Here is a 22,060-nt window from a genome sequence, read left to right on the forward strand (position 1 = left end):
TTAGAAAGCGATAGACCCTTGAACGTAGAAGGTTCTTGGCTCGCCAACATACTTACCGAAGTTGTTGTCGTTAGAACGGGTGAAGTAGCGCTGATCAAACAGGTTTTTGATGCCCGCACCTAAAGTCAGGTTCGAGAACTGTTTGCCAAAGTGGTATTCACCACGGGCGTTCCATACCATGTAACCCATGATATTACCGTACTGGCCGTCGGCACTTTCATCGGTGATGTATTGTGTGCCGGTGCCCGGTGAGTACTGTTTAGACTGCGCGTAGCTGTCAACATTCCATACCCAGTTGCCGGTTTCGTAACGGGTACCTGCGGTGAACACTTGGCGAGAATAGAACGGCAAGTCTTTACCGGCGAACGCACCGTCTTCGGTTTCTGCTTTGGTATAGGTGTAGCTGGTATAAACGCTCACGCCATCGAGTTTATGACTCAAATCACTCAGGTCGTAGCTCAGTGCCGTTTCGATACCCTTATGTTTGGTGGCACCGAGGTTGGTCCAGCCAACGACATTATCGATGTACTGCAACTGATTGTCGAAGTTGATATAGAACGCGGTCAGCTCGGCTTTGACAATCGTGTCATCGTAGCGAGTACCGACTTCATAAGTATGCGCTTTTTCTGGCGTCAGGCCTGGCGCTGGTTGGTTGCCGCTGCCACCTTTGGTCAACTGGAAGTACTGCATGCTGCCGAACGAAGTGTTGGCGTTAGCAAACACATTCCACGAATCGGTCAGATGGTACATCACGTTCAGTGACGGCAGCGGTTGGCTGTATTGCTTTTCGCGGCTGATGCCACCAAACGAGTCATCTATGTGAGTTTTGATGCTTTCGTAACGAATACCTGGGGTGATGGTCCAGTTACCCACGTTAATTGCATCGTCAATATAGGTAGCATTTGCCGCGGTACCACCTGAGGTATGCTGATAATAGTTAGCATAGGCGTCTGGTGCAGAATAAGTTGTTGCCGGGTTATACCAACCAGAACGGAAACCTTTCTCGTCAGTCGTTTCATTGAGATAACGATAACCTACGGTGACTTCATGCGACATATCCCAGAAACGGAATAATTGTGAGTAACTCGGCTCAATGGCATAGGTTGTATAGTGACGAGGTGCGGCGTAGAAGCGGTTATTGTTGATATTCGCGCCGGTGCCAGTACCTACATATTCAATGCTGCTGCCTCTAAAACTGTTGGTGAAGTAGGTCAACAGTTCAAACTGCTTGTCATCTTCCTGATGTTTATATTTGAAGGACATATCCTTGCGGCGGCCTTCAAATTGGTCCCACGGGCGGGTGGACTGGAACGGGTTCTGTGCATACTGCTTAGATGACAGGCCGCCAGGCATACCAGACGTCGCATCGTAGTAGTGGAAGTTAGCTTGCAGTTCGTCATGATCGGTGAAGGCATAACGGGTTTTCAGCATGAAATCGTCGATATCGGTATTGTCATTGTTGTCACGATATCCTTGACCGTGCAGGCCAGAATAGAGCAACTCGGCACCGAAACCATTATCAGCCGTACCGCCAAGTGAAGCGCTGGTCAGGGTTTTCAGACCGCCATGGCTCGCGCCTTGCGTCTGTGCGCTGACCGCTCCTCCGAAATCTTTAGGAATGTCTTTGGTCACGAAGTTAATGATGCCGCCAACGTTTTGCGGTCCGTAACGTACCGCACCTGCGCCACGAATCACGTCAACCGACTGCAAGTTACCCACGCCCAACGGTGCCATAGACAATTGTGGCTGCCCGTATGGAGCAACGGCCAGCGGCACGCCGTCCATCAGAATAGTGGAGCGTGGGGACAGGCGAGACGTTAAACCACGCACGCCGACGTTTAGAGAGATATCGCTACCGCCGGTGCCGTTGCTATCACGCACCTGCACGCCTGGAATACCGCGCAGCGTATCGGCTACCGTCTGGTCGCCTTGTTCATGAATCTGCTTTTGGGTCACGATGGTACGTGCGCCCGGGTGGTTAAGTACCACCGAGCTGGTGTCAGGATTATCTAGCCAGTTTCCGACTACGGAAATGGTATCCCCTGATTTGTCATTTTGAGTTTTGGTGTCGTCAGCATGTGCAGGAAGCGCCAGCGCAACAGAAGCCGCTAGCAAAGAAACCCTAAAAAACGGAGGCATTAATGAATCCTTAAGGAAGGTAAACTGGCTTTTTTATGAGAAGCGTAATCATAATGATAATTATTATTGTGTAAAGGGTTGGTAAAGGAATTTTCAACAAGTAATTTACGATGAATAAATAACGAAAAAGTATAAGGAAAAGCGCGGAGAAGGGGAGAGATCCAGTTACCTGCATCGAGCACGAGTTTGATGAAGATTTGGACTTTCAAAAGCGCGTCTTGTCGGCTAACAGAACGAATATATGCGGAAACTGCATTAGCAATATCTTGGCGGGGAAACGGGGGAACATCTTCCCCCCGTTAGGTAAACCTTTACTGAGGTGTTGCCCAGAACACGCCGCTGTAATCGATAGAGGTAAATTTCTGGTGCAGCATCTTCATATCTGCCAAGGGATCAATGTCTTTAAACAAGTCTGGATGCAGGAACTTGGCGATTTCTTCCACCGCGATAATATTAAACGGCATATCGTAGAATTGGTGATAGAGCACCAATACGCGTTTTTCTTTTACTGCGCTGAGTACATTAATCGCTTTACGCTGGGTCAGATGCGCCAGGCTTTTTTGTACGGTAGCTTCATCGGTGGTGTAACCCAGCGGAACCGCCAGCGTTGGTTTGCCACCGCGTTTCCAGTCGGCGCCGGTCATCAGGTAGAAGGTTGGGTTGCTGGCAATCAGTTGCTCAGTATTGATATCGCCGCCCATCATGCCGTTGAACAGCTTGCTGCCGATATTATTGCCACCGGCAACATCGATAAATTCACCAAAACTGCCGGTGCCGAAGGTCGAACAGCAATCGTCACCGGATAAGCCAGCGTGGCGCTCGATAAATACGCTTGGGCGCTGATCGGGTTTCAACGTGGCGACACGCTGACGGATCAGATCCAGACGCTGTTGGTAGAAATCGATAAAGGCTTGGGCATTTTTCTCCTCGCCAAACACTTTGCCCAGCAACGCCATGCTTGGCACGGTATTAGCCAGCGGTTTTTGACGGAAATCGATGAACAGCACCGGAATGTTGACCTTCTCCAGCAGACTTAAAGTGCCGCTGTTTTGCAGCTTGCTGAGTAAACCGATATCAAAAATAACCAAGTCTGGTTTAACCGTTACCGCATTTTCTACGCTGAAGTCGGTGGTATAAGGGTTATCGAAGGTTGGGATCTTATTAATCTCAGGGAACTTCTTTTCGTACGCTTGCTTGATATCGGTAGATTTTTTCGTCAGCCAGTTGTCCCAGGCAACGATATCTTTCAACGGATTATCAGGGTGGATAATATTCAGCGCCAGCAAAGCCCGAGAATCCGCCAGCATCACGCGCTGGGCAGGGTGTTGTAACGTGACCTGACGGCCAGCCACGTCGGTGACAACAATCGGAGCGGCCTGGGCGAACGCCGACACCATTAATACGCTCGCGGCGAGCAGCCCACGAAGATAACCAGCAAACATGGAGGATTCCTTGAATAGAAAAAGAAGGCAGAGCTGAGAGTGATAATGATAATGCCTCTCCTTCTAACTCACATCAAGTCTCGACCGTGTTTGCTATGCGATGTTGTTGCTTATTTGCCCGTCCCTGGGCCTGTGGGCTATAAGACTTTTTCCAGGAAACTGCGGGTTCTGCTGTGACGCGGCGCGTCGAGGACCTGGCTGGCGGTGCCAGATTCAACAATTTTACCATCGACCATAAAGACAATTTGGTCGGCAACCTGGCGAGCAAAACCAATCTCGTGTGTCACTACCACTAGGGTGACGCCAGAGCTGGCCAGTTTTTTAATCACATCAAGTACTTCACCCACCAATTCTGGGTCCAGCGCTGAGGTCGGCTCATCAAACAGCATGACCTTCGGATTCAATGCCAGCGCGCGGGCAATCGCAATACGCTGCTGTTGCCCGCCGGAAAGATGGCGCGGATAGGCATTGGCCTTGGCCCGCAGACCAACGGTATCTAGCAGCTCATAAGCGCGTTCTATGGCCTGTTTGCGGGTTAACAGGCGGTGAACAATCGGCGCTTCAATAATATTGTCGAGCACCGACAGATGCGGGAATAGATTAAAGTTTTGGAACACATAGCCGACGTGAGTACGCTGCTTAAGGATCGCATGTTCTTTCAGCTCATACAGCTTATTGCCCTTACGCTGGTAACCAACATAATCGCCATCAATGCGAATATGACCGCTATCCACTCTTTCTAAATGGTTGATAGTACGCAGCAGGGTAGATTTACCGGAGCCCGATGGCCCGAGGATCACCGTTACCGTGCCGGGCTCAATCGTCAGGCTGACGTCATCGAGCGCTTTATGGCTAGCGAAATGTTTACTTAAATGGCTAATTTCAATGCGGCCACGCTGATTATCAGCACCCGGCTGGCGGTGCGTATTTTCCACCTGACGTAAAACCGGTTGCGGTACGAATAGATCGAAGGCTTCAGACATAATATTGACTCCGTTATCCTCGTCATACTGGGTATGGCCTCGGCGTTAGCTGAGATGATTTGCCGCCACTCCAGGTATGTGGGGGATAGATAGTTGAATAGGAATGGGGCCTTAACGCACCGCGCCACGAGAAAAATAACGTTCGACGTAATACTGCAATACCGATAACACGGTGGTGATCACCAGATACCACACAGCCGCCACCATCAGCAGCGGGATCACCTGCTGTGTGCGGTTATAGATAACTTGTACGGTGTAAAACAGTTCAGGCATCGACAGCACATAAACAATTGAGGTGCCTTTCGCCAGCCCAATAATTTCATTAAAACCGGTCGGTAAAATCGCGCGCAGCGCCTGCGGAATAATAATGCGGAAGGTACGGCGATAAGCTGGCAAACCCAATGCCGCTGCGGCTTCATGCTGGCCAGCATCAACGCCAAGTATCCCGCCGCGAATAATCTCGGCGGTATAAGCTGACTGCACCAGTGATAAACCCAATACCGCGACAGAGAATTGATTTAAGACGTCAACCGTCGAGTGGGTATAAAAAACCCATGGGGTGAAAGGGATACCCAGCGATAAATTCTCGTACAGGTAGGAGAAGTTGTAGAGAATAATCAGTACCAGCAATAACGGTAATGAGCGAAACAGCCAGATATAACCCCAGGCCAGGCTGTTTAATAAATAAGATTGAGACAAGCGGGCCAGCGCCAGCGCGGTACCAAAAATAATCCCGAAGAGGGTACCAAGCAGAGTTAACAACAGGGTTTTGCCCAATCCTGACAGAATATAGGGGTCAAAAAACCACTGACGGAATACGCCCCATTCCCAGCGCGGGTTGGTGGCCACCGATTGAATAATCGCCAGCAGTATAAATACTGAAAATATCGCTCCCAGCAGGCGTAACGGATAGCGAGCGGGCACCACCTGCAGTGGTTCGCTGCTGGCAATATGTACATCACTGGTAGGATGCTGACTATTTGTTGAATTGATCTGACTCATAACATTCTCTGGCTGAGTGAGGCGATTAACGCAGCCAATTGGCGTGCGATCCCTGGATATTGTTGTCGTTGGTTATGCGCTGCGCGATAACGGACAACAGGGCTGCAGCTCGGTTTGTTGAAAGGCACTAGCAGGCTCAACCAGCACTTTGGTAAAGGGTAAGCGTCCGTCGTAAGGCGGCAGCGAATAAACTACCGGGTCTACAGACGTGTCGAAATGAGGTTGGTAGCCTTTTGATAAATACAGCGCTACGGCTTCGGGTTGGCGAAAGCCAGTGGTGAGAAACAGCTGCTGATAGCCCTGCTGCAATGCGCGTTTCTCTAGCTCCTGCAATACTTTTTGTGCCAGCCCCTGACGACGCAGATGCGATGCGCTCCAGATGCGTTTTAGTTCGGCAGTATTGGCGTTGTAACGCTTGAATGCCCCCATCGCAATGGGGACGTTTTCACGTAATAACACAATGAATGCGCCATCGGGCGGCGCATATAAAGAAGCGGGTTCAATCTCTGACTTGCCACCGAAATAATCGCCATAACGAGAGGCATATTCGGCAAACAGCCCGCTGATAACCGGTGCAATCAGCGGATCGTCAGGTAAGGTTTGAATAAAAATATCGTTGCTCATACCGCTATCCTCAATCGCCCAAGCCCGGTGGGTTGATTTCTGAATGGCTAATTTTCTCGGACTCTTCACCCCAACGGTCTAACACTTGTAGATAGGTGCCATTGGCAATGGCGCTATTAAGTGAAGTCTGTACTGCATCAACCAGGCCGGTGCCTTTTTTCAGCGTCACGGCGATATCAGCCGTTTTCGGCCAGCCGCCTGGTACCGTGCCGACTAATTTGGTTTTGCCATTTAACTTGGCTTTATAAGCGGCGGTAACATTGGGGCCGAAGGTGGCATCGGCGCGCCCAGATTGCAGCGCCAGAATAATGCCGGCATCGTCAGGCACATAAAGCGGCTGGAATGGCGCTAAGCCCTTAGCACGGTTCTCTTTATCCCAAGCCAACAAAATCGCCTCTTGGTTGGTGCCGGAGCCGACCAGAATACGTTTGCCTGCAATATCTGGCGCGCTTTTGATTGAGGTGATTTTACTGTCGCTTTTGACATAGAACGCCACGTTATCTTGGCGATAGGTGGCAAAGTCGAATTTGGTTTTACGCTCTTTAGTGACGGTAATATTGTAGATAGCCGCATCATATTTTCTGGATGTCACGCCCAGTGGCCAGTCTTCCCATGACGCCGGAACCAGTTTTAGCTTCAGCCCCAAACCATCGGCAATCAGGCGGGCAATATCTGCTTCACTACCGATAATCGTTTTATTATCACGTGCATATAAACCAAACGGCGGTGCGCTGCCAAATACGGTGACGGCAACGGTAAAAGTACCTGGCTCAACAAATTGATAATTGGCCGGGATCTTAGCAATGGCTTCGGCGCTTTTTGGTGCATCAACAGGCGTTTCATTTGCGACCAGGTCAATCCCAGGGGCAGCTTGTGCAATAATTGAAAAACTTAATAAAGCGGCGATTGCCGTTATTTTGGTGCTAAGCATCATAATGTATTTATCCATACGTATTTATAGGTATATGTTTTGTCTGTATCTATTTTATAGCTGTCTAGCCATCTGCTAATTCACTATTCATCAGCGGCGTTTTTAAGTAAAACAACAAAAATGACTTTTGAAATTGATAAAAAGCAAATAAGGGGAGAAGTCGAAAGTTAAGAGCGGAATAGTAAGTTGAAAGAGAATAAGTAGATTATATCGATTGAATCATTAGATAAAAATTAGCAAAGTTAGCCATGATTTTATATGTAGGCTTAGTGTTTGAGATGTAGGAATAAGACTTTCATCTATTAATCTTTATCTATACCAAAAATAATTGGAGTTGCCTCAAGGCGGCAAGGGAATGACAAATCAGTCTGGAACTGATTTGAACAGCGCTTTGCGCTGGCCCGCAGGGTGAGCCCCAACGGGGCGAGGCCCACGGATGGGCCGAGTAACGTAGCCAACGCAGAAGCAACTTCAAGTATGACGGGTATATATTGCTCAGGCCCATCCATGGGCCTCAACCATTAATCCCCTAATCCTGGTGGGTTAATTTGTGAATGGTCGATTTTTTCTGCCTCTTCACCCCAGCGATCTAATACTTGCAGGTAAGTACCGTTAGCAATGGTGTTATTTAGCGCTGCTTGCACGGCATTTACCAACCCAGTGCCTTTTTTCAGCGTCACGGCAATATCGGCAGTTTTCGGCCAGCCGCCGGGTACTAAGCCCACTAATTTTATTTTCCCGGTTAGCTTGGCTTTATAGGCCGAGGTGGCATTGGGGGCAAAGATAGCATCGGCTCGTCCTGATTGTATCGCCAGCGTGGCAGCGGCATCATCGGTGACATAAAGCGGCTCGAATGGCGCTAAGCCCTTGGCGCGGTTCTCTTTATCCCAGGCTAACAAAATCGCCTCTTGGTTGGTGCCGGAGCCGACCAGAATACGTTTGCCAGCAATATCGGGGGCGTGGGTCATCGAGGTAATTTTGCTGTCACTTTTAACGTAAAACGCAATGTTATCCTGGCGATAAGTGGCAAAATCAAACTTGGTTTTACGCTCTTTGGTCACCGTAATATTAAAGAACGCGGCATCATATTTGCCGGACGTAACGCCCAGCGGCCAGTCTTCCCAAGCGGCGGGCACCAGTTTTAATTTCAGCCCCAAACTGTCGGCTACCAGACGGGCGATATCCGCTTCGCTGCCGATCACCGTTTTATTGTCGCGGGCATATAAACCAAACGGTGGGGCACTGCCAATCAGTGTGACAGCGGCGGTAAAGGTACCCGGTTCGACAAAATGGTAATTGGCCGGAATTTTGGCAATCGCTTCGGGGCTTGGTGGCGTATGGAGTGGTGTTTCATTGGCAATCAGGTCAATACCCGGTGCCGCCTGTACCATGATTGAAAAACCTAATAATGCGACAGCTGCCGTTATTTTCGTACTTATCATCATATTATTATTTATCCTTGTTTTTTACGCCTCTGACTGTGTGTAATTTCACTATTGGGCAGTGAATAGATGAAGTAAAACAACAAAAGTGATTTTTAAAACCGATAAAAAGCAAATGAGATTATTCATCTCTAAATAAACAGAAGTGTAATAGATGTCGATGATGTTTTTATGCCAATCAATTCATTAGATGAAGAGTGGCAAAGCTATCAATAATTTTATATTTAGCTTAACTGTTATTTTGTGAAAACCTGAAGCTATAAGTTATCACTATTCTATGGATGAAATAACATGAGTAAAAAGCGCATTAAATTCGGTTTGATGTTGCAGGGTGCGGGTGGTCATATGAATTCCTGGCGTCATGAAAAAGTGCCTGCTGATGCCAGCGTAAACTTTGACTATTACCGTGAATTAGCCCAAGCGGCAGAAGCGGCCAGTTTTGATTTTTTGTTCATTGCTGACGGTCTGCATATTAATGAAAAATCATTACCGCATTTCCTCAATCGCTTCGAGCCGGTAGCGCTGCTCTCGTCATTGGCTAGCGTGACCAAACAAATTGGTCTGGCTGGCACTATTTCTACCTCTTATAGCGATCCTTTCACGATTGCGCGCCAGCTCGCCAGCCTCGATAACATCAGTAATGGTCGTGCCGGATGGAATGTAGTGACGTCACCGTTGGCCGGGTCGGCGCTGAACTTTGGTAAGGCGCACCCAGAACATTCGCTGCGTTATAAAATCGCTGAAGAATATATTCATGTGGTGCAGGGATTATGGGACTCTTGGGAGGATGACGCCTTAATCCGCGATAGAGAAAGCGGGGTGTTCTTTGACGCCGCCAAACTGCATAAGCTTAACCACCAAGGGCAGTTCTTCTCGGTAGAAGGGCCGTTAAATATCAAACGCTCATCACAGGGCCAGCCGGTGATCTTCCAGGCAGGCGCATCGGATGCGGGCATTACCTTGGCGGGGAAATCTGCCGACGCAGTATTCACTAATTCTCGTAACCTAGAGGAAGCCAAAGCCTATGCTGAAAAATTGCAGGCCGAGGTGGCTAAGAACGGTCGTCAGCCGGTAGGTATTTATCCGGGATTCAGCCCGATTGTTGGCGCGACCGAAGCCGAGGCCGAAGAGAAATATCGTTATCTGCTGTCGCTGATTTCCGAAGAAGATGCGCTGGCCTATCTTGGACGTTTCTTCGATCATCATGACTTCTCACAATATCCGCTGGACGGCCCGTTCCCGGAGTTGGGAGATTTAGGTCAAAACACCTTCCGCTCGAATACCGATCAGATAAAACGTCAGGCGAAAGAGCAGAACCTCACCCTGCGCGAAGTCGCTTTCGAAGCCACCTTCTCACGCGGCGAGTTCTTCGGCACGCCGGAACAAGTCGCCGATAAACTGATTAGCTGGGTAGAAGAAGGTAATGTCAGCGGCTTCATCATCAACGGCCCGGTACTTACCGAAGCCCTAGACGATATCGTCCGCTGGGTACTGCCAGTCCTACAGCAACGCGGCTACTGGTCGCCAGACAACGATTCAAAAACGCTGCGAGAAAGACTAGAACTGCCGTTTAAGCAGAACCGCTACACGAAAGTGGCGACTATTACTGCGTAAACCCGTCGGGCTTTTGCTATTACTCATATGGCGATTGTGCAGGTGCGGTCGCTTATCACTAAAAGGGAATATATCAGCCTTGCCGAATGTGCCCGGCAAGGGTTTTAAGGCGGAAATTTTGGGGGGCCGCCTTTGCACTGAACTCCAGATCTTGGATCTTTTTATCCATGATCTGGCGGTTCAATACCATGAAGCATCCTTTTTCAATCCGCCTCGCTGCGGTTCAGCATTACCTTTCAGGAAAGGCCACTCTGCAAGAAACAGCACGTCAATTCAGCGTAGGCAAATCCCCCCTCAGTCGCTGACTCCGAGCCTTCCGCCGTCAAGGCGAGGCTGGACGGGAGCACCGCCTCTCCAGGACTTATACTCCTGAGTTCAGGCTCCGCGTCGTTCACTATGTCATTAAAAACAGATTCAGTAGTGCTGATGCTTCTGCCCATTCGTCTTCAGTCGCCTGAAAGCAGATATGTATCACCGTAAAAAGTATGACTCTGCCGCGGCCTTAAAGCGTGACATTGTAGACTATATCCATTATTACAATACAGAACGCATTAGCCTGAAAGTCGGTGGAATGAGCCCGGTAGAATACCGGACTCAGACAGAAAAACAGTAAAAAATAGAGGTCCAACTTTTGGAGTTCAGTGCACCTTACACTCCCTAAAAAGACTTAAACTTGCCAGAACTTTCTCTTGCTGGTTTTACCGACTCCGGCGTTGAAGCTGTTGGTCGGGTCAAGCTGCTGCATATGCTGCTCGTAGTCAGGCGAGGCGTGATACAAATGGCCAACATTGTGCTCAGCTGGGTACTTCGCGCCGCGCGTTTCAACATATTCTAACACGCCGTGTTTAAAGGCTATCGGGTCATAGCCAGGTTTGAGGATGTAATCCTGGTGGTTGACGAAGCAGAAGAAGTGTCCGCAGCATGACTCCAGCAATACCTGCTGCTGTAAATGGGGCGGTAATTTCAGCCGCCATTGACGGTCGTTGGAGCGTAAGGCCACGTCGAACGCCACAAGCCGCTGGTTTATATCGAGACCTTTACCTTCGCAATAATAGACGGTGCAGGCACCGACGCCGAAGCGAATCAAAAACGCATTCTTCTCTTCGTCGCTGTTACATTCAAAGAACTTACCCTGCCGACTGGTAAAAAAACTCGTCAAAAGCGCTTTCAGCTCCGGCGCATCTTTTTGCTCGGTTTTCAACATCAGGTGATGCTCAAACCGATAGTGAAAATCCATGATCCTCGGTTCAACGCCGTCTGGCGTGAATCGGTTATACAGCTGGATTAGACTGTCAAACGCATGGTTAGGCAAGATTGGGATGGCGCGAACTATTTTATCAATCTGGTTTTTCTGCGCGAACATCTGTGGGATCTTATCGGCGCCTTGTTTGCCGATGGCTTTATACACGTGTTTGGCATAACGAATGGTTAAATCGAATGCCTGACGATGGATATATTCGGCCTGCAACGGCGAGGCTCTGAGGTTTTTGAGCAAGAAACGACGCAGCTCGACCAGCTCGCTTTCATCATTCGCCCCGATATAAAACGTGGTGGTGCCACGACTGCTTTCAAAGGTTGGCAGGCGTACTGAGAATACCGCAAGTTTGCCACTGGAACCGGCGCTTTCGTGAAGATAATCGGGGTTGCCGTTGAAGCGCGTGGGCTGGTCGGAGTCGACATTGCGCAGCTTTTTCTCATAATCATCTGCCCAGATCCGCCCTTGCCAGTCCGCCGCGTCGCCTGTGGTATATTTTTTGCTGACAAGATTACCTAAGATCTCTTCGGGCGTCTCGCCCAGCTCAATGCCTAGATGGTTCACTAACTGCAACTGACCCTGTTCATCGATAGCGGCGTAAAGCGATTTTTCAGTAAAAGCTGGCCCGCGTCGAATCAGCGAACCACCGGAATTATTGCAGATGCCACCAATCACCGACGCGCCAATGCAGGATGAACCAATCACCGAATGTGGCTCGCGGTGAAAAGGTTTCAGCGCATTTTCTAGCTCTGTCAGCGTGGTACCAGGGAATGCCAGTATCTGGTTGGCATCATCCAATAGGTGCAAACCGTTAATCTTGCGTGTGCTGATAATCACTATGTCACGGTCGTAATCGTTGCCGTCCGGGGTCGAACCGCCGGTGACGCCGGTGTTGGAGGCCTGCATCAGAATTATCACGTTATGGGCAACGCATACTTTCAGCAGTTGCCACATTTCCATCAGTGAGTTTGGTAGCACCACGGCCAGCGCCTCGCCCTTGCCGACACGAAATCCTTTGGTGTAGGGCACCTTGTCGTTGGCTTTGGTTAGTACATGGCTAGTTCCGACCACATCTTTCAATTGATTTATCAGAGGGATATTCATAGCAAGTGCTCATTGTAGATTAAGAACCAAAATAGGGGGCAGCGGCAAAGGAATGTGTGCGTCATGAGGGGCGTCATCATCTCCTTGCCATTAACTAAAGAGTCTAGGGAAGTGGCGAAGGACAAACCAATATTTTATGACTAGTGTTTGCAGACGAAAAAAATATTGCTTAGCACAAACTCAGGATATGCTTTTTAGTTCTGGAGTTTGCCAAGAGTTGCAGGAGAAACATTATGGAGCTTCGCCAACTACGTTATTTTTTGGCTGTCGCCGAACACCTTCATTTCTCACTCGCTGCTGAGAAAATAGGTATCGCTCAGCCGCCACTTAGCCAGCAGATTTTGAAACTGGAGCGGGAGGTTGGAACCGCTTTGTTTATTCGCCACGCACGCCGTGTCGAACTCACTGATGCAGGGAAAATACTGCAGGAGAACGCCAGGACAATCATCGCTGAAACCGAGCGGGCGTTAGTGCAGGTAAAATTGGCCGCGCGGGGAGAAACGGGAAAACTCTCGATTGGATTTGCAGGCTCAACAGTTTTCCACTCACTGGTAGCGAAAATGATGCGCGAATTTAGGCAGCGCTACGCAGGTGTCGAGATCAAACCCGAAGAGAGCAGCAGTACTGCGCTGGTGCAAAAAGTCATGGAGGGGCAGCTCGATTGCGCGTTTGTTCGTTTGCCGCTTAATTGTCATGACTTACAGACGGCGGTCTTGGTGGAAGAAGATATGCTAGCAGTACTGCCTGCAGATCATCCGCTTGGTGAAACTGCTGAGGTAAATTTGAGCCAGCTGGCTCTTGAACCATTGGTGTTATTCCCAAGGCCCATTGGGCCGAGTATTTATGACCGTATTCTGAACGCTTGTGCGGAATCTGGCTTCTCGCCGCATATTGCACTGGAATCACCACAGCTCTCCTCTGCTATTAATATGGTGGCGGCGGGGTTTGGCATCACGCTTATCCCTCGTTCGATTTGTCAGATTCAGTCGCAAGGGGTAACTTATCATCGCGTTGTCAATCAAATGCTCAATACCACTATCGCACTGGTCTACAGGCCGCGAGAAAAGTCGCTGGCGGTGCTGAATTTTGTAAAGGCACTACATCAGACTTTAAATGTAGAAAAGTGAACTTTTAAGTGTGCGCTAAGATGTACGTGATGGTTGTACATCTTCAAAGAGGCGTATGGTATGCAGGCAATAAAATTTTCCAACGTCATTGAAACAGCACCTCAATCTCCTAATCCTGCTGGATTCACTTCTGATTTATCGATTTTATCGTCAGTGATCCCCCAGCGATCTAACATTTGCAGGTAGGTGCCACTGGCGATAGCGCTGTTAAGTGAAGTTTGTACTGCGTCCACTAAGCCGTTGCCTTTTTTGGTGGCGACGCCAACATCGGCAGTTTTGGTCCAACCGCCGGGGACCAGGCCCACTAACTTGATATTGCCGTTCAACTTGGCTTTATAAGCTGAAATTTCATTTGGGCCAAAAGTGGCGTCAGAGCGGCCAGATTGTAGCGATAGCGTGGCGGCCGCTTCATCGGTGACATATTGAAACTGTACCGGTGGCAAGCCTTTCGCTTTATTCTCTTTATCCCAACTGAGTAATACCGCCTCTTGGTTGGTACCTGAACCCACTATAATCCGTTTACCTGCCACCTCCGGCGCGCTGTTAATTGAGGTGATCTTGCTGGTGGATTTTACGTAGAATGCCAGGTCGGCGTGACGATAGGTGGCGAAGTCGAATTTGGTTTTGCGCGCTTTGGTGACGGCAATATTAAAGATGGCGGCATCATATTTCCCGGCGGTAATTCCCAGTGGCCAGTCCTCCCATGAGGCGGGAACCAGTTTTAATTTCAGCCCTAATCCATCAGCAATCAACCGTGCTGTATCCGCTTCGCTGCCGATCACCGTTTTATTATCACGGGCAAAAAAACCAAAGGGCGGTGAGCCACCTAATACACTAATGGCGACTGTTAATACTCCTGGCTCGACAAAGTGAAAATTAGGCGGGATCTTGGCAATCGCCTCAGGGCTTGGCGCGGAGTGAATTGGGGTTTCGTTTGAGACCAAATCAATGCTGGGAGCGGCTACTGTCACACCAGAGAAACCTAATAATGCGGTGATGACGGTTATTTTTGCACTCAGTGTCATGTGGTTATCCCTTTATATCGCTTAGCACCTATCCCAGTAGGCTCTTCTGTCTGCGAACTATTCCCCAGCGTTAACACTAAGTAAAACAACAAAATGAACTTTTAAAATTGATAAAAAGCAATAGGCATAAAAGCCATAGAAATGGCCATTTTCTTTTTATCTTAATATGCTGACGGGTAAGTTATTATTTGCATTAGTCACCGCGGCACCCTCTGTCCGCTGGAAACAGGAGCAATAAGATGTCCAGTCGATTTAATGATGATTCTCTCTATCCACAGAACACTCTTTATCCACACAACACATTACGTGTTGCCGTCGCACAGGCCGAGCCGGTGGCGGGGAATATTGAAGCGAATGTACAACAGGCGGTCGCGCTGATTCGCCAAGGGGCAGAGCAGGGGGCAAAAGTTATCTTGTTACCGGAAAAATTTCTCAGTGGTTATGAGCCTGCATTAATTAAATCCGACCCACAAAAATATGCTATCGGCATCGATGATGTACGTCTCGAACCTATTGTTCAGGCTTGCCGGAACGGTGATATCAGCGCTATTGTCGGCACGGCCACACTCTCACAAGACAAGGTGTATATTTCTTCGTTGTGTTTCAATGCGCGCGGTGAGCAGTTTGCCCGTTACCACAAACGTGCGCTATTTAGCAGTGAAGTCGGCTTCTTCTCGCCGGGTGAGGTGGCCTGTAGCATCGAGGTGCAGGGGTGGAAATTAGGGCTGGCGGTGTGTTACGACTCAGCTTTCCCTGAGCACGCCCGCTCGGCAGCATTAGAGGGATGTCATGCCTATTTGGTGAGTGCTTTATTTAGCCAAGGCAACGGCTACCATGAATCACGGATCTGGATGCCGGCCCGTGCATTGGATAATACGATCTATGTGCTGATGTCCAATCACGTTGGTCGTACCGGCGGCTGGCAAGCCTGTGGCTCCAGCGCGGTATGGGGGCCTTATGGCAACGTATTAAGTGAAGCCAATGAAACGCAAACGGCGGTCATCGTTGCCGATCTCGATCCGAGCGTGCTCAAACAAGTACGTGAAGGTGAAAGCATGCTGGCGGATTTCGCGACAAAATATGCCGGGCTAGCGGCGAGGCCTTAATAGCGTGAGCGCAGGTAAATTCGCGTGATTAACCTATTTTCCACTTTCCATCGTTTTTAAGTCGCCCCTAATTGCTGGCTGTGTGGCTTAAGTTGGCCATATTGCGCTTAAATTTTCAGCGATGATGCCATCTGCGCAATCAGCATAAGTTCCGGTGGTATCCTCTGTTTTCCATAACAATGTAGAACAGAGAATTCACATGAAGGTCAGCACCCTACAACTAGCCAACGATATTGCCGTTACATTGCGCACCCCGGAAGATCAACAAGTATCCCCGGTTATCATCTTATGCCATGGTTTCTGCGGTATTCAGGATTTGTTACTCCCTGCTTTTGCCGATGCGTTTGCGCAGGCGGGTTTTAGCGCCGTCACTTTTGATTATCGCGGGTTTGGTGCCAGCGGCGGCGAGCGCGGCCGTTTAGTTCCGGCTATGCAAATTGAAGATATTCTGAGCGTGGTGGAATGGGTGAAAACGCAGCCGAGTATCGACGCTGAGCGTATCGGCCTATGGGGCTCATCCTTCGGCGGCTGTCACGTATTAGCGGCTGCGGCAGAAAATGCCGATATCAAATGTGTCGTCAGCCAGTTAGCTTTTGCCGACGGTGAAGAGATTGTCACTGGTAAAATGTCGGCGGAAGATAAAGCCGGATTTATCGCGACGCTCGATAAAATGGCCGACAAAAAGCAGGCTACTGGCAAAGAGATGTTCGTTAGCCTGACCAAAGTATTAAGCGATGCAGAATCCAAAGCCTTCTTCGAAGAGTACAAAGTGCTTTTCCCGGCAATGGATATCAAAATTTCTTTCCTCACCGTGCGCGAAACGTTGCAGTACAAACCTAAAGATAACGCCGCGCGCGTCACCTGCCCGGTGCTGGTTGTCGTCGCGGCTAATGACACCGTCAATCCGCCAGAGCAGGGCGTTGCACTGTACGAAGCCGTCGGTTCGGCACAGAAAAAACTGCATGTTGAAGAAGAAGCCAGGCACTACGATATGTACAACGGCAAGCACTTCGACAATATTATTGTTGAGCAGACCGCATGGTTTAAACAATATATCTGATTAATGCCTATCTTTGATAAAGGCAGATTATTGATGAGGTAGTGAATATATATGCTTCCTCTATAACCGCCAAAAGGCGGTTGAGTTTGATAACAAAGTTGTCTGATATGCCGAGATACTCGGGCTTAATAAGCCTATGGGCGCTCCGGCGAGCAAGCTCGCTACGACCCCAACGGTTTACTTTCCCTAATAACAGACTTTGTCAGCAGTCTGAACCGCCGAAAGGCGGTTTTTTTCTGTGATGTGATTGACCTGCAGATTAGGAAGTCGTCGATATATTTGCTCATTATTCTGATTTTACTGCCTTTTTATTCAGTGTTGTTATGTGAATCAGTGACAGAGGTTCACAAACTTGCTTTAATCGACTTCTGCCAGCAAAAGGACGGATAGAATGACAATGGAATTTTCAATCTCTGAATACACTGAGCCTGGGCATTATTATACCTTCGATTCCAAACTTCCCCCCGGTGAGTTCTTTGAAATTCGCCCTAACCATATGCCGCATAACTCACAGCCTATTGTTGATGATGAAAGTGGTATGTGTGTAGGTTACTCCGTAGTACAGGCGCCTGGTTTATGGCGTATTTATGATACTGAGGGTGTTTTTGTCCGGTTGGAAGAAGCATCTTTGGAAGCACCGCTAATTGATCCAACTGATATAGCTCTACTTGCTTTTGGCGCTTTTCGTATTTTCTGGGCAGGAAGAGCGTTACTGGAGAGCGGCGTAAAAACTGCTATTTCAGTAAAACTTAGTGCAGTAACAGTTAGCCTTCTTCGCGGCAGGCTCAAAATGGGGTTATCTGCATGCAGTCTTAAGATGACGGAAGCCGCAGCCAAACATATGTACGAATCAGGGCGTTATGTTCCTTTACAGATCCAAGAGAAAGCCATTCGTTATGGCAAACGGATGGCTGATCCACGTAATGTTACTGGGTTATATCGTTATGAATCAGATATGTATAGATTAATAGAGAATAAATCTCGAAAAGGCTCTTACTACTATAAGAAATATACTCTTGAGGTTGTAGTCAGAGAAAAAGATTGGACAATTGCTCATTTTTTATATAAATGAACCAGGGGTTTTATGATAGAGATAGTTAGCGGTGCTAGGACATTGCGAATTTCTCCATTTGAAAGGCAAAACACACCAGATGCACCAGCGTACGACTGGATAAGAACGTATGTTGAGTATCATTTGCCTGAATTGAAAACACAATATCAGGCAGCCTTTAATGTCGGAGAACTTGAAGATCTGCAAGCAGGTTTGAAGTCGTTATATAAGAGTTTAACTGATAAGACTAAGCATCCTGATGTAATTTTCAACAGTACTGAAAACCAGCTTAATCTCCGTTTCAGCCAAATCCATGAGGGTGATTTTATAACGGTGGAAATGATGTTAAGGCCGGAAAATCCAGCAGAGAGTGTTATCGTAACAGACCACTTTGGTATTGATGAAAGTTATTTTCCTGCTTTGCTTTCCGGCTTAAATGAGATAATTAATTGGCCGGGTTGATGTTTACCATTATCTAATGGGCTTTTTATTCGTCGATTATGATATGTCACAAGTATTTTATTTTTATCAAAATGATGTGTCAGCACTGTTGGTCCAATCGGTTTTACATGGGGAGAATTTAAAAGTTTCTAAAGTGCGTCACTTCGCGAGGGTTTATAGGTAAGTTGCGAAATTCTTCACCGTTGGAAAAAGTGCTACTACTGTCAGTCTTGATGAGGAGACGTAGACATGACAGAAGCACAATTCATACTGGCCCATAACACCACGGTCACAAAAAATGCGTCACTGGAAGAAGAGTTAGCTGCTGCTAAAAAAGCGGGCTATAAGGCGCTAGAACTCCATGCCAGTAAGCTTATAAACTACCTGAATGCAGGTAATAGCATTGGGCAGTTGAAAACAAAACTTCTCGAATTTGAGCTTGTTGGTTTAGGTTTTTTACAGGATTTTGAACGGCCAGAGGAAGAGGTGTTACTCTCCGAGGCTCGTAATCTATTTGAATTGGCAAAACAGTGTGGTTTTCCCGCAGTACAGATTCTTTCCGGGCCGCTGGATGTTAATCAAGTTATTCGCTTTTGTAGCGGTGACGACAAGGTGCAATATGCGGAGTTACTACAAAAAGATATATCTTCAGCGATCGATTTCGCATCCAATCGGCTTAAAAAACTCTCCTTACTTGCTGAAGAATACGGCATTATATTATATATAGAAGCACTCGGCTGGACTCAGCTTAATAAAATAGAATATCAAATTGAAGCTATTAAAAAATCCCAAGTATCAAATATAAAACTCATCGTTGATTTCTGGCATTGCTATGTGGCAGGTAATACCCCAGCTGATATTGCCGAAATAGATAAAGAGTTAATTTACGGGGTGCATATTTGTGACTCGCTTGAAAAAGTTAATGAGCCTCCCATCGAATCGCAATTGCGCAATGTTATTACAGGTGAAGGGGTGCTTAATTTAATCGATTGGGTCAATGCAATAAAAGAGACTGGATATAATCTTTGGTGGGCTTCTGAGACATTCAGCGAAAGTGATTACGCTTGCGAGCCTGAATTATCTGCAAGAAAACATTACGAGTTGGTGAATAAGTTGCTCCATCTATATTAAGCCTGCGAGGTACTTTATGAGTAAGAACAATTACGACTATATTATTATTGGTGGTGGTTCTGCCGGATGTACCATTGCTGGCAGACTTTCAGAGCAAGTGGATAATCGAGTATTGCTTTTGGAAGAAGGGCCAAAAGATTCCAGTCCTTACATTCATATCCCTGTAACCTATTACAAAACAGCGCAGGGTCCACTGCTTAAGCGTTACAATTACGTGAGAAGCCGCGAACAAACGCCGCAGGATAATCCAACGATGATCCAAGCGAAAGTTTTAGGTGGCGGAAGCTCGGTCAATGCAATGATTTATATGCGTGGTATTCCAGCCGATTATCACGACTGGGAAAAGTCTGGCGCAGCAGGCTGGGGTTATGAGGACGTATTACCTTATTTCAAAAAAGCGGAAGATAATAACCGCTTTAAGAATGATGTGCACGGAACCAACGGGCCTCTGGGTGTTTCAGATAATTCATTTATTCATAACCTGTCCCGAGTTTGGCTGAAGGCATGCCAGGAAGAAGGCTTGCCATTTAATGATGATTTCAATAAGGGATCATTAGATGGATGTGGGTTCTATCAGGTCACGACGCGAAATGGACGCCGCTCCAGTGCAAGAAAAGCCTATTTGTCGGATACAAAAACAACGGTTTTGACTGGATGTAAGGTCCTGAGGATACTCTTTGAAGGTAATAAGGCAGTCGGTGTTGAATATGAAAGTAAATCAGGCGTCGAAAAGGTCTGGGCCGATAAAGAAATCATATTAGCTGCCGGCGCATTTGGTTCACCTCACCTTTTGATGTTATCTGGCATTGGCCCTAAAAAAGACCTTCAAGCCGCAGGTGTTCCGGTCATAAAAGACTTGCCCGGCGTTGGCTTGAATTACCAAGATCATATTGAAATGTCGATGATCTATAAGTTAAAAGGACCTTTTAGCTATGACAAATATAAGAAGTGGAACTGGAAATTAGCCGCAGGTGCCGAATTCGCCCTGTTTAATGCCGGGCCTGCGACATCTAATATTATTGAAACCGGCGCATTTTGGTGGAGTTCGTTAAAAACCAAGTTCCCGGATCTTCAGCTATTTTTCCTTCCCGGCGCAGGTATAGAGGAGGGGGTAGACAGTGTACCTGGAGGGAATGGCTGCACAATCAGTATTACGCAAACGCGGCCGAAATCACGCGGGTACATAAAAATTCAAAGCAATGATCCCTACAAACAACCGCTGATTATCCCTAATTATCTTACTCATCCAGATGATATTCGTGCCTTAGCGGACGGGGCTAAACTGGTGCAAAGTATCATGCATCGTTCTTCTTTTGGTGACTATATTGAAAGTGGCCATGTCCCTGAAAAACCATTAGTAACGGACGAGGAGTTTGTACAGTTTGTACGTGATGAGGCTCATCCAGGGCTTCATCCGTGCGGGACATGTCGTATGGGGACAGATGACCTGTCGGTTGTTGGGCCAGATTTATGTGTTCACGGGATTACAGGGCTGCGGGTTGCAGATGCATCAGTTATGCCTAATGTCATCTCTGGCAACCTCAACGCCGTCACCATTATGATTGGCGAGAGGGCGGCAGACATAATATCCGGGAAGTTAGCAATAACGGCTGAAGTGCCTTAAATTTCTGCTCACATTTTGTAAATCATCAGCATCCCCTTAAGTATGTGCTAGCATTCATCGATTAGCATGATATTTAAGGGGACAATAATGGGTTATTTTTCGTTGGATCTAAAAGATAATATTAAAAACAATCTAAATATTCTGCTTGGCTCATGTAAGTCTACTGCTGACATGTGTCGCAAAGTTGACATCAATAGGCAACAATTTAATAAGTATCTTTCAGGTCAGCATATCCCCTCAAAAAATACACTATCAAAAATTGCAAGGTATTTTAATTTGGATGTTGACGATCTTTTTAGAACGCCAGCAGAATTTAAAAAAAACTTTGAAAGCTATGATAATGAGATCCCTCTTCATTTGAGACAATCCTCCATATTTAGTAATATTGTTCTGCAATCAAAGTTAACTGCATCGCATTTGAAAGATTATCTAGGGGTTTATTATCGATACCATTTTTCATCTATATATAAAGGCAAGGTGCTTAAGTCATTGACGTATATATTCATGAGGAATGACATTGTTGAATATGTCACCATTGAGCGTTTCCCTTTAATGGGTGAGAATAATAAAACAGGTTATACGTTTCGTTATAATGGCATCTGTATATTAATGGGTGACCGGATGTTTATGATTGATACTGAACAAAAACAGAATAATGAGATGACTTTCACGACGTTGGTTCCTCAGCAAAGAAGACCCGTGAGATATTTACACGGAATTCTAACCGGTATTGCTTCTTCTTCGTTTCGACAACCTTTTTCCTCTCGTGTGTCATTTGAATTTATGGGGCAGCAAAAGCTTTCTAAATCATTACTGGCCAATGCGACGGTGCTTCACGATGCAGAATCCGTTCCTTTAGAAATTCTTGCATACTTGGCGGAGGAGGATGGGCGTACACTATGGGGCGGTGCCGGATGAGGAAAGTAGCGCGCTTGTCATAGGAACCCTTGAATTGATGA

General features: G+C 47.4%; 19 protein-coding genes and 1 pseudogene. 11 read left to right on the forward strand and 9 right to left on the reverse strand.

Going from position 1 to position 22,060, the window contains the following annotated elements; translation table 11 throughout:
- From ACL9RG_RS01400 to ACL9RG_RS01430, 7 genes are all read right to left on the reverse strand, one after another.
- Positions 1–2,139, reverse strand: a complete 2,139-nt coding sequence (locus tag ACL9RG_RS01400) for a TonB-dependent receptor family protein (RefSeq protein ID WP_422790772.1) — start codon at positions 2,137–2,139, stop codon at positions 1–3.
- 311 nt (positions 2,140–2,450) lie between these two features.
- Positions 2,451–3,536, reverse strand: a complete 1,086-nt coding sequence (locus ACL9RG_RS01405; RefSeq protein ID WP_422791160.1) for an ABC transporter substrate-binding protein — start codon at positions 3,534–3,536, stop codon at positions 2,451–2,453.
- Between the two features lie 182 nt (positions 3,537–3,718).
- The gene (locus ACL9RG_RS01410; protein ID WP_422790773.1) at positions 3,719–4,564 is read right to left on the reverse strand and encodes an amino acid ABC transporter ATP-binding protein; all 846 of its coding nucleotides are present in this window, start codon (positions 4,562–4,564) and stop codon (positions 3,719–3,721) included.
- 111 nt (positions 4,565–4,675) lie between these two features.
- Complete coding sequence (locus ACL9RG_RS01415; RefSeq protein ID WP_422790774.1) at positions 4,676–5,566, reverse strand: amino acid ABC transporter permease; 891 nt, start codon at positions 5,564–5,566, stop codon at positions 4,676–4,678.
- A gap of 72 nt (positions 5,567–5,638) precedes the next feature.
- Positions 5,639–6,190 carry a GNAT family N-acetyltransferase gene (locus ACL9RG_RS01420; protein ID WP_422790775.1) on the reverse strand — a complete coding sequence of 184 codons (552 nt, stop codon included), beginning with the start codon at positions 6,188–6,190 and terminating at the stop codon, positions 5,639–5,641.
- Positions 6,191–6,200: 10 nt separating this feature from the next.
- Entirely contained in the window at positions 6,201–7,124 is a 924-nt protein-coding gene (locus tag ACL9RG_RS01425; RefSeq protein ID WP_422790776.1) for an ABC transporter substrate-binding protein, read from the reverse strand.
- Positions 7,125–7,642: 518 nt separating this feature from the next.
- Complete coding sequence (locus tag ACL9RG_RS01430; protein ID WP_422790777.1) at positions 7,643–8,566, reverse strand: ABC transporter substrate-binding protein; 924 nt, start codon at positions 8,564–8,566, stop codon at positions 7,643–7,645.
- 288 nt (positions 8,567–8,854) lie between these two features.
- On the opposite strand from ACL9RG_RS01430, the gene ACL9RG_RS01435 reads away from it, so the two are divergent.
- The 3 genes and pseudogenes from ACL9RG_RS01435 (at position 8,855) to ACL9RG_RS01445 (ending at position 10,790) form a co-directional block, all read left to right on the forward strand.
- Positions 8,855–10,177, forward strand: a complete 1,323-nt coding sequence (locus tag ACL9RG_RS01435) for an LLM class flavin-dependent oxidoreductase (RefSeq protein WP_422790778.1) — start codon at positions 8,855–8,857, stop codon at positions 10,175–10,177.
- 188 nt (positions 10,178–10,365) lie between these two features.
- Positions 10,366–10,617, forward strand: a pseudogene (locus tag ACL9RG_RS01440) (IS3 family transposase); the annotation flags it as partial.
- A 14-nt stretch (positions 10,618–10,631) separates the two neighbouring features.
- Entirely contained in the window at positions 10,632–10,790 is a 159-nt protein-coding gene (locus tag ACL9RG_RS01445; RefSeq protein WP_422791161.1) for an IS3 family transposase, read from the forward strand.
- Positions 10,791–10,844: 54 nt separating this feature from the next.
- Here the strand turns inward: ACL9RG_RS01445 and dld are convergent, their stop codons facing one another.
- Positions 10,845–12,536, reverse strand: a complete 1,692-nt coding sequence (dld, locus tag ACL9RG_RS01450; protein WP_422790779.1) for a D-lactate dehydrogenase — start codon at positions 12,534–12,536, stop codon at positions 10,845–10,847.
- 233 nt (positions 12,537–12,769) lie between these two features.
- On the opposite strand from dld, the gene ACL9RG_RS01455 reads away from it, so the two are divergent.
- Entirely contained in the window at positions 12,770–13,663 is an 894-nt protein-coding gene (locus tag ACL9RG_RS01455) for a LysR family transcriptional regulator (protein ID WP_422790780.1), read from the forward strand.
- Between the two features lie 101 nt (positions 13,664–13,764).
- Here ACL9RG_RS01455 and ACL9RG_RS01460 read toward each other — a convergent pair whose 3' ends face one another.
- Complete coding sequence (locus tag ACL9RG_RS01460; RefSeq protein WP_422790781.1) at positions 13,765–14,688, reverse strand: ABC transporter substrate-binding protein; 924 nt, start codon at positions 14,686–14,688, stop codon at positions 13,765–13,767.
- 239 nt (positions 14,689–14,927) lie between these two features.
- Here ACL9RG_RS01460 and ACL9RG_RS01465 point away from each other — a divergent pair, with 239 nt between their 5' ends.
- From ACL9RG_RS01465 to ACL9RG_RS01495, 7 genes are all read left to right on the forward strand, one after another.
- On the forward strand, positions 14,928–15,794 hold the full coding sequence (locus ACL9RG_RS01465) for a carbon-nitrogen hydrolase family protein (RefSeq protein WP_422790782.1): 867 nt from the start codon (positions 14,928–14,930) through the stop codon (positions 15,792–15,794).
- A 199-nt stretch (positions 15,795–15,993) separates the two neighbouring features.
- The gene (gene uilS, locus ACL9RG_RS01470) at positions 15,994–16,854 is read left to right on the forward strand and encodes a UilS family quorum-quenching N-acyl-homoserine lactonase (protein WP_422790783.1); all 861 of its coding nucleotides are present in this window, start codon (positions 15,994–15,996) and stop codon (positions 16,852–16,854) included.
- A gap of 391 nt (positions 16,855–17,245) precedes the next feature.
- A complete protein-coding gene (locus ACL9RG_RS01475) occupies positions 17,246–17,926 on the forward strand; it encodes a hypothetical protein (RefSeq protein WP_422790784.1) in 681 nt (226 codons plus the stop codon).
- A gap of 12 nt (positions 17,927–17,938) precedes the next feature.
- On the forward strand, positions 17,939–18,367 hold the full coding sequence (locus ACL9RG_RS01480; protein ID WP_422790785.1) for a WapI family immunity protein: 429 nt from the start codon (positions 17,939–17,941) through the stop codon (positions 18,365–18,367).
- Positions 18,368–18,595: 228 nt separating this feature from the next.
- Positions 18,596–19,477, forward strand: a complete 882-nt coding sequence (locus tag ACL9RG_RS01485; RefSeq protein WP_422790786.1) for a sugar phosphate isomerase/epimerase family protein — start codon at positions 18,596–18,598, stop codon at positions 19,475–19,477.
- Positions 19,478–19,493: 16 nt separating this feature from the next.
- Positions 19,494–21,101 (forward strand): GMC family oxidoreductase, encoded by a 1,608-nt coding sequence (locus ACL9RG_RS01490; RefSeq protein WP_422790787.1) that lies wholly within the window; start codon positions 19,494–19,496, stop codon positions 21,099–21,101.
- Between the two features lie 87 nt (positions 21,102–21,188).
- On the forward strand, positions 21,189–22,019 hold the full coding sequence (locus ACL9RG_RS01495; protein WP_422790788.1) for a helix-turn-helix transcriptional regulator: 831 nt from the start codon (positions 21,189–21,191) through the stop codon (positions 22,017–22,019).
- Positions 22,020–22,060 lie beyond the last annotated feature (41 nt).

Origin of the sequence: Rouxiella sp. Mn2063 (genome assembly GCF_049319665.1) — a bacterium.
In the GTDB taxonomy this organism is placed as follows: domain Bacteria; phylum Pseudomonadota; class Gammaproteobacteria; order Enterobacterales; family Enterobacteriaceae; genus JBMOUD01.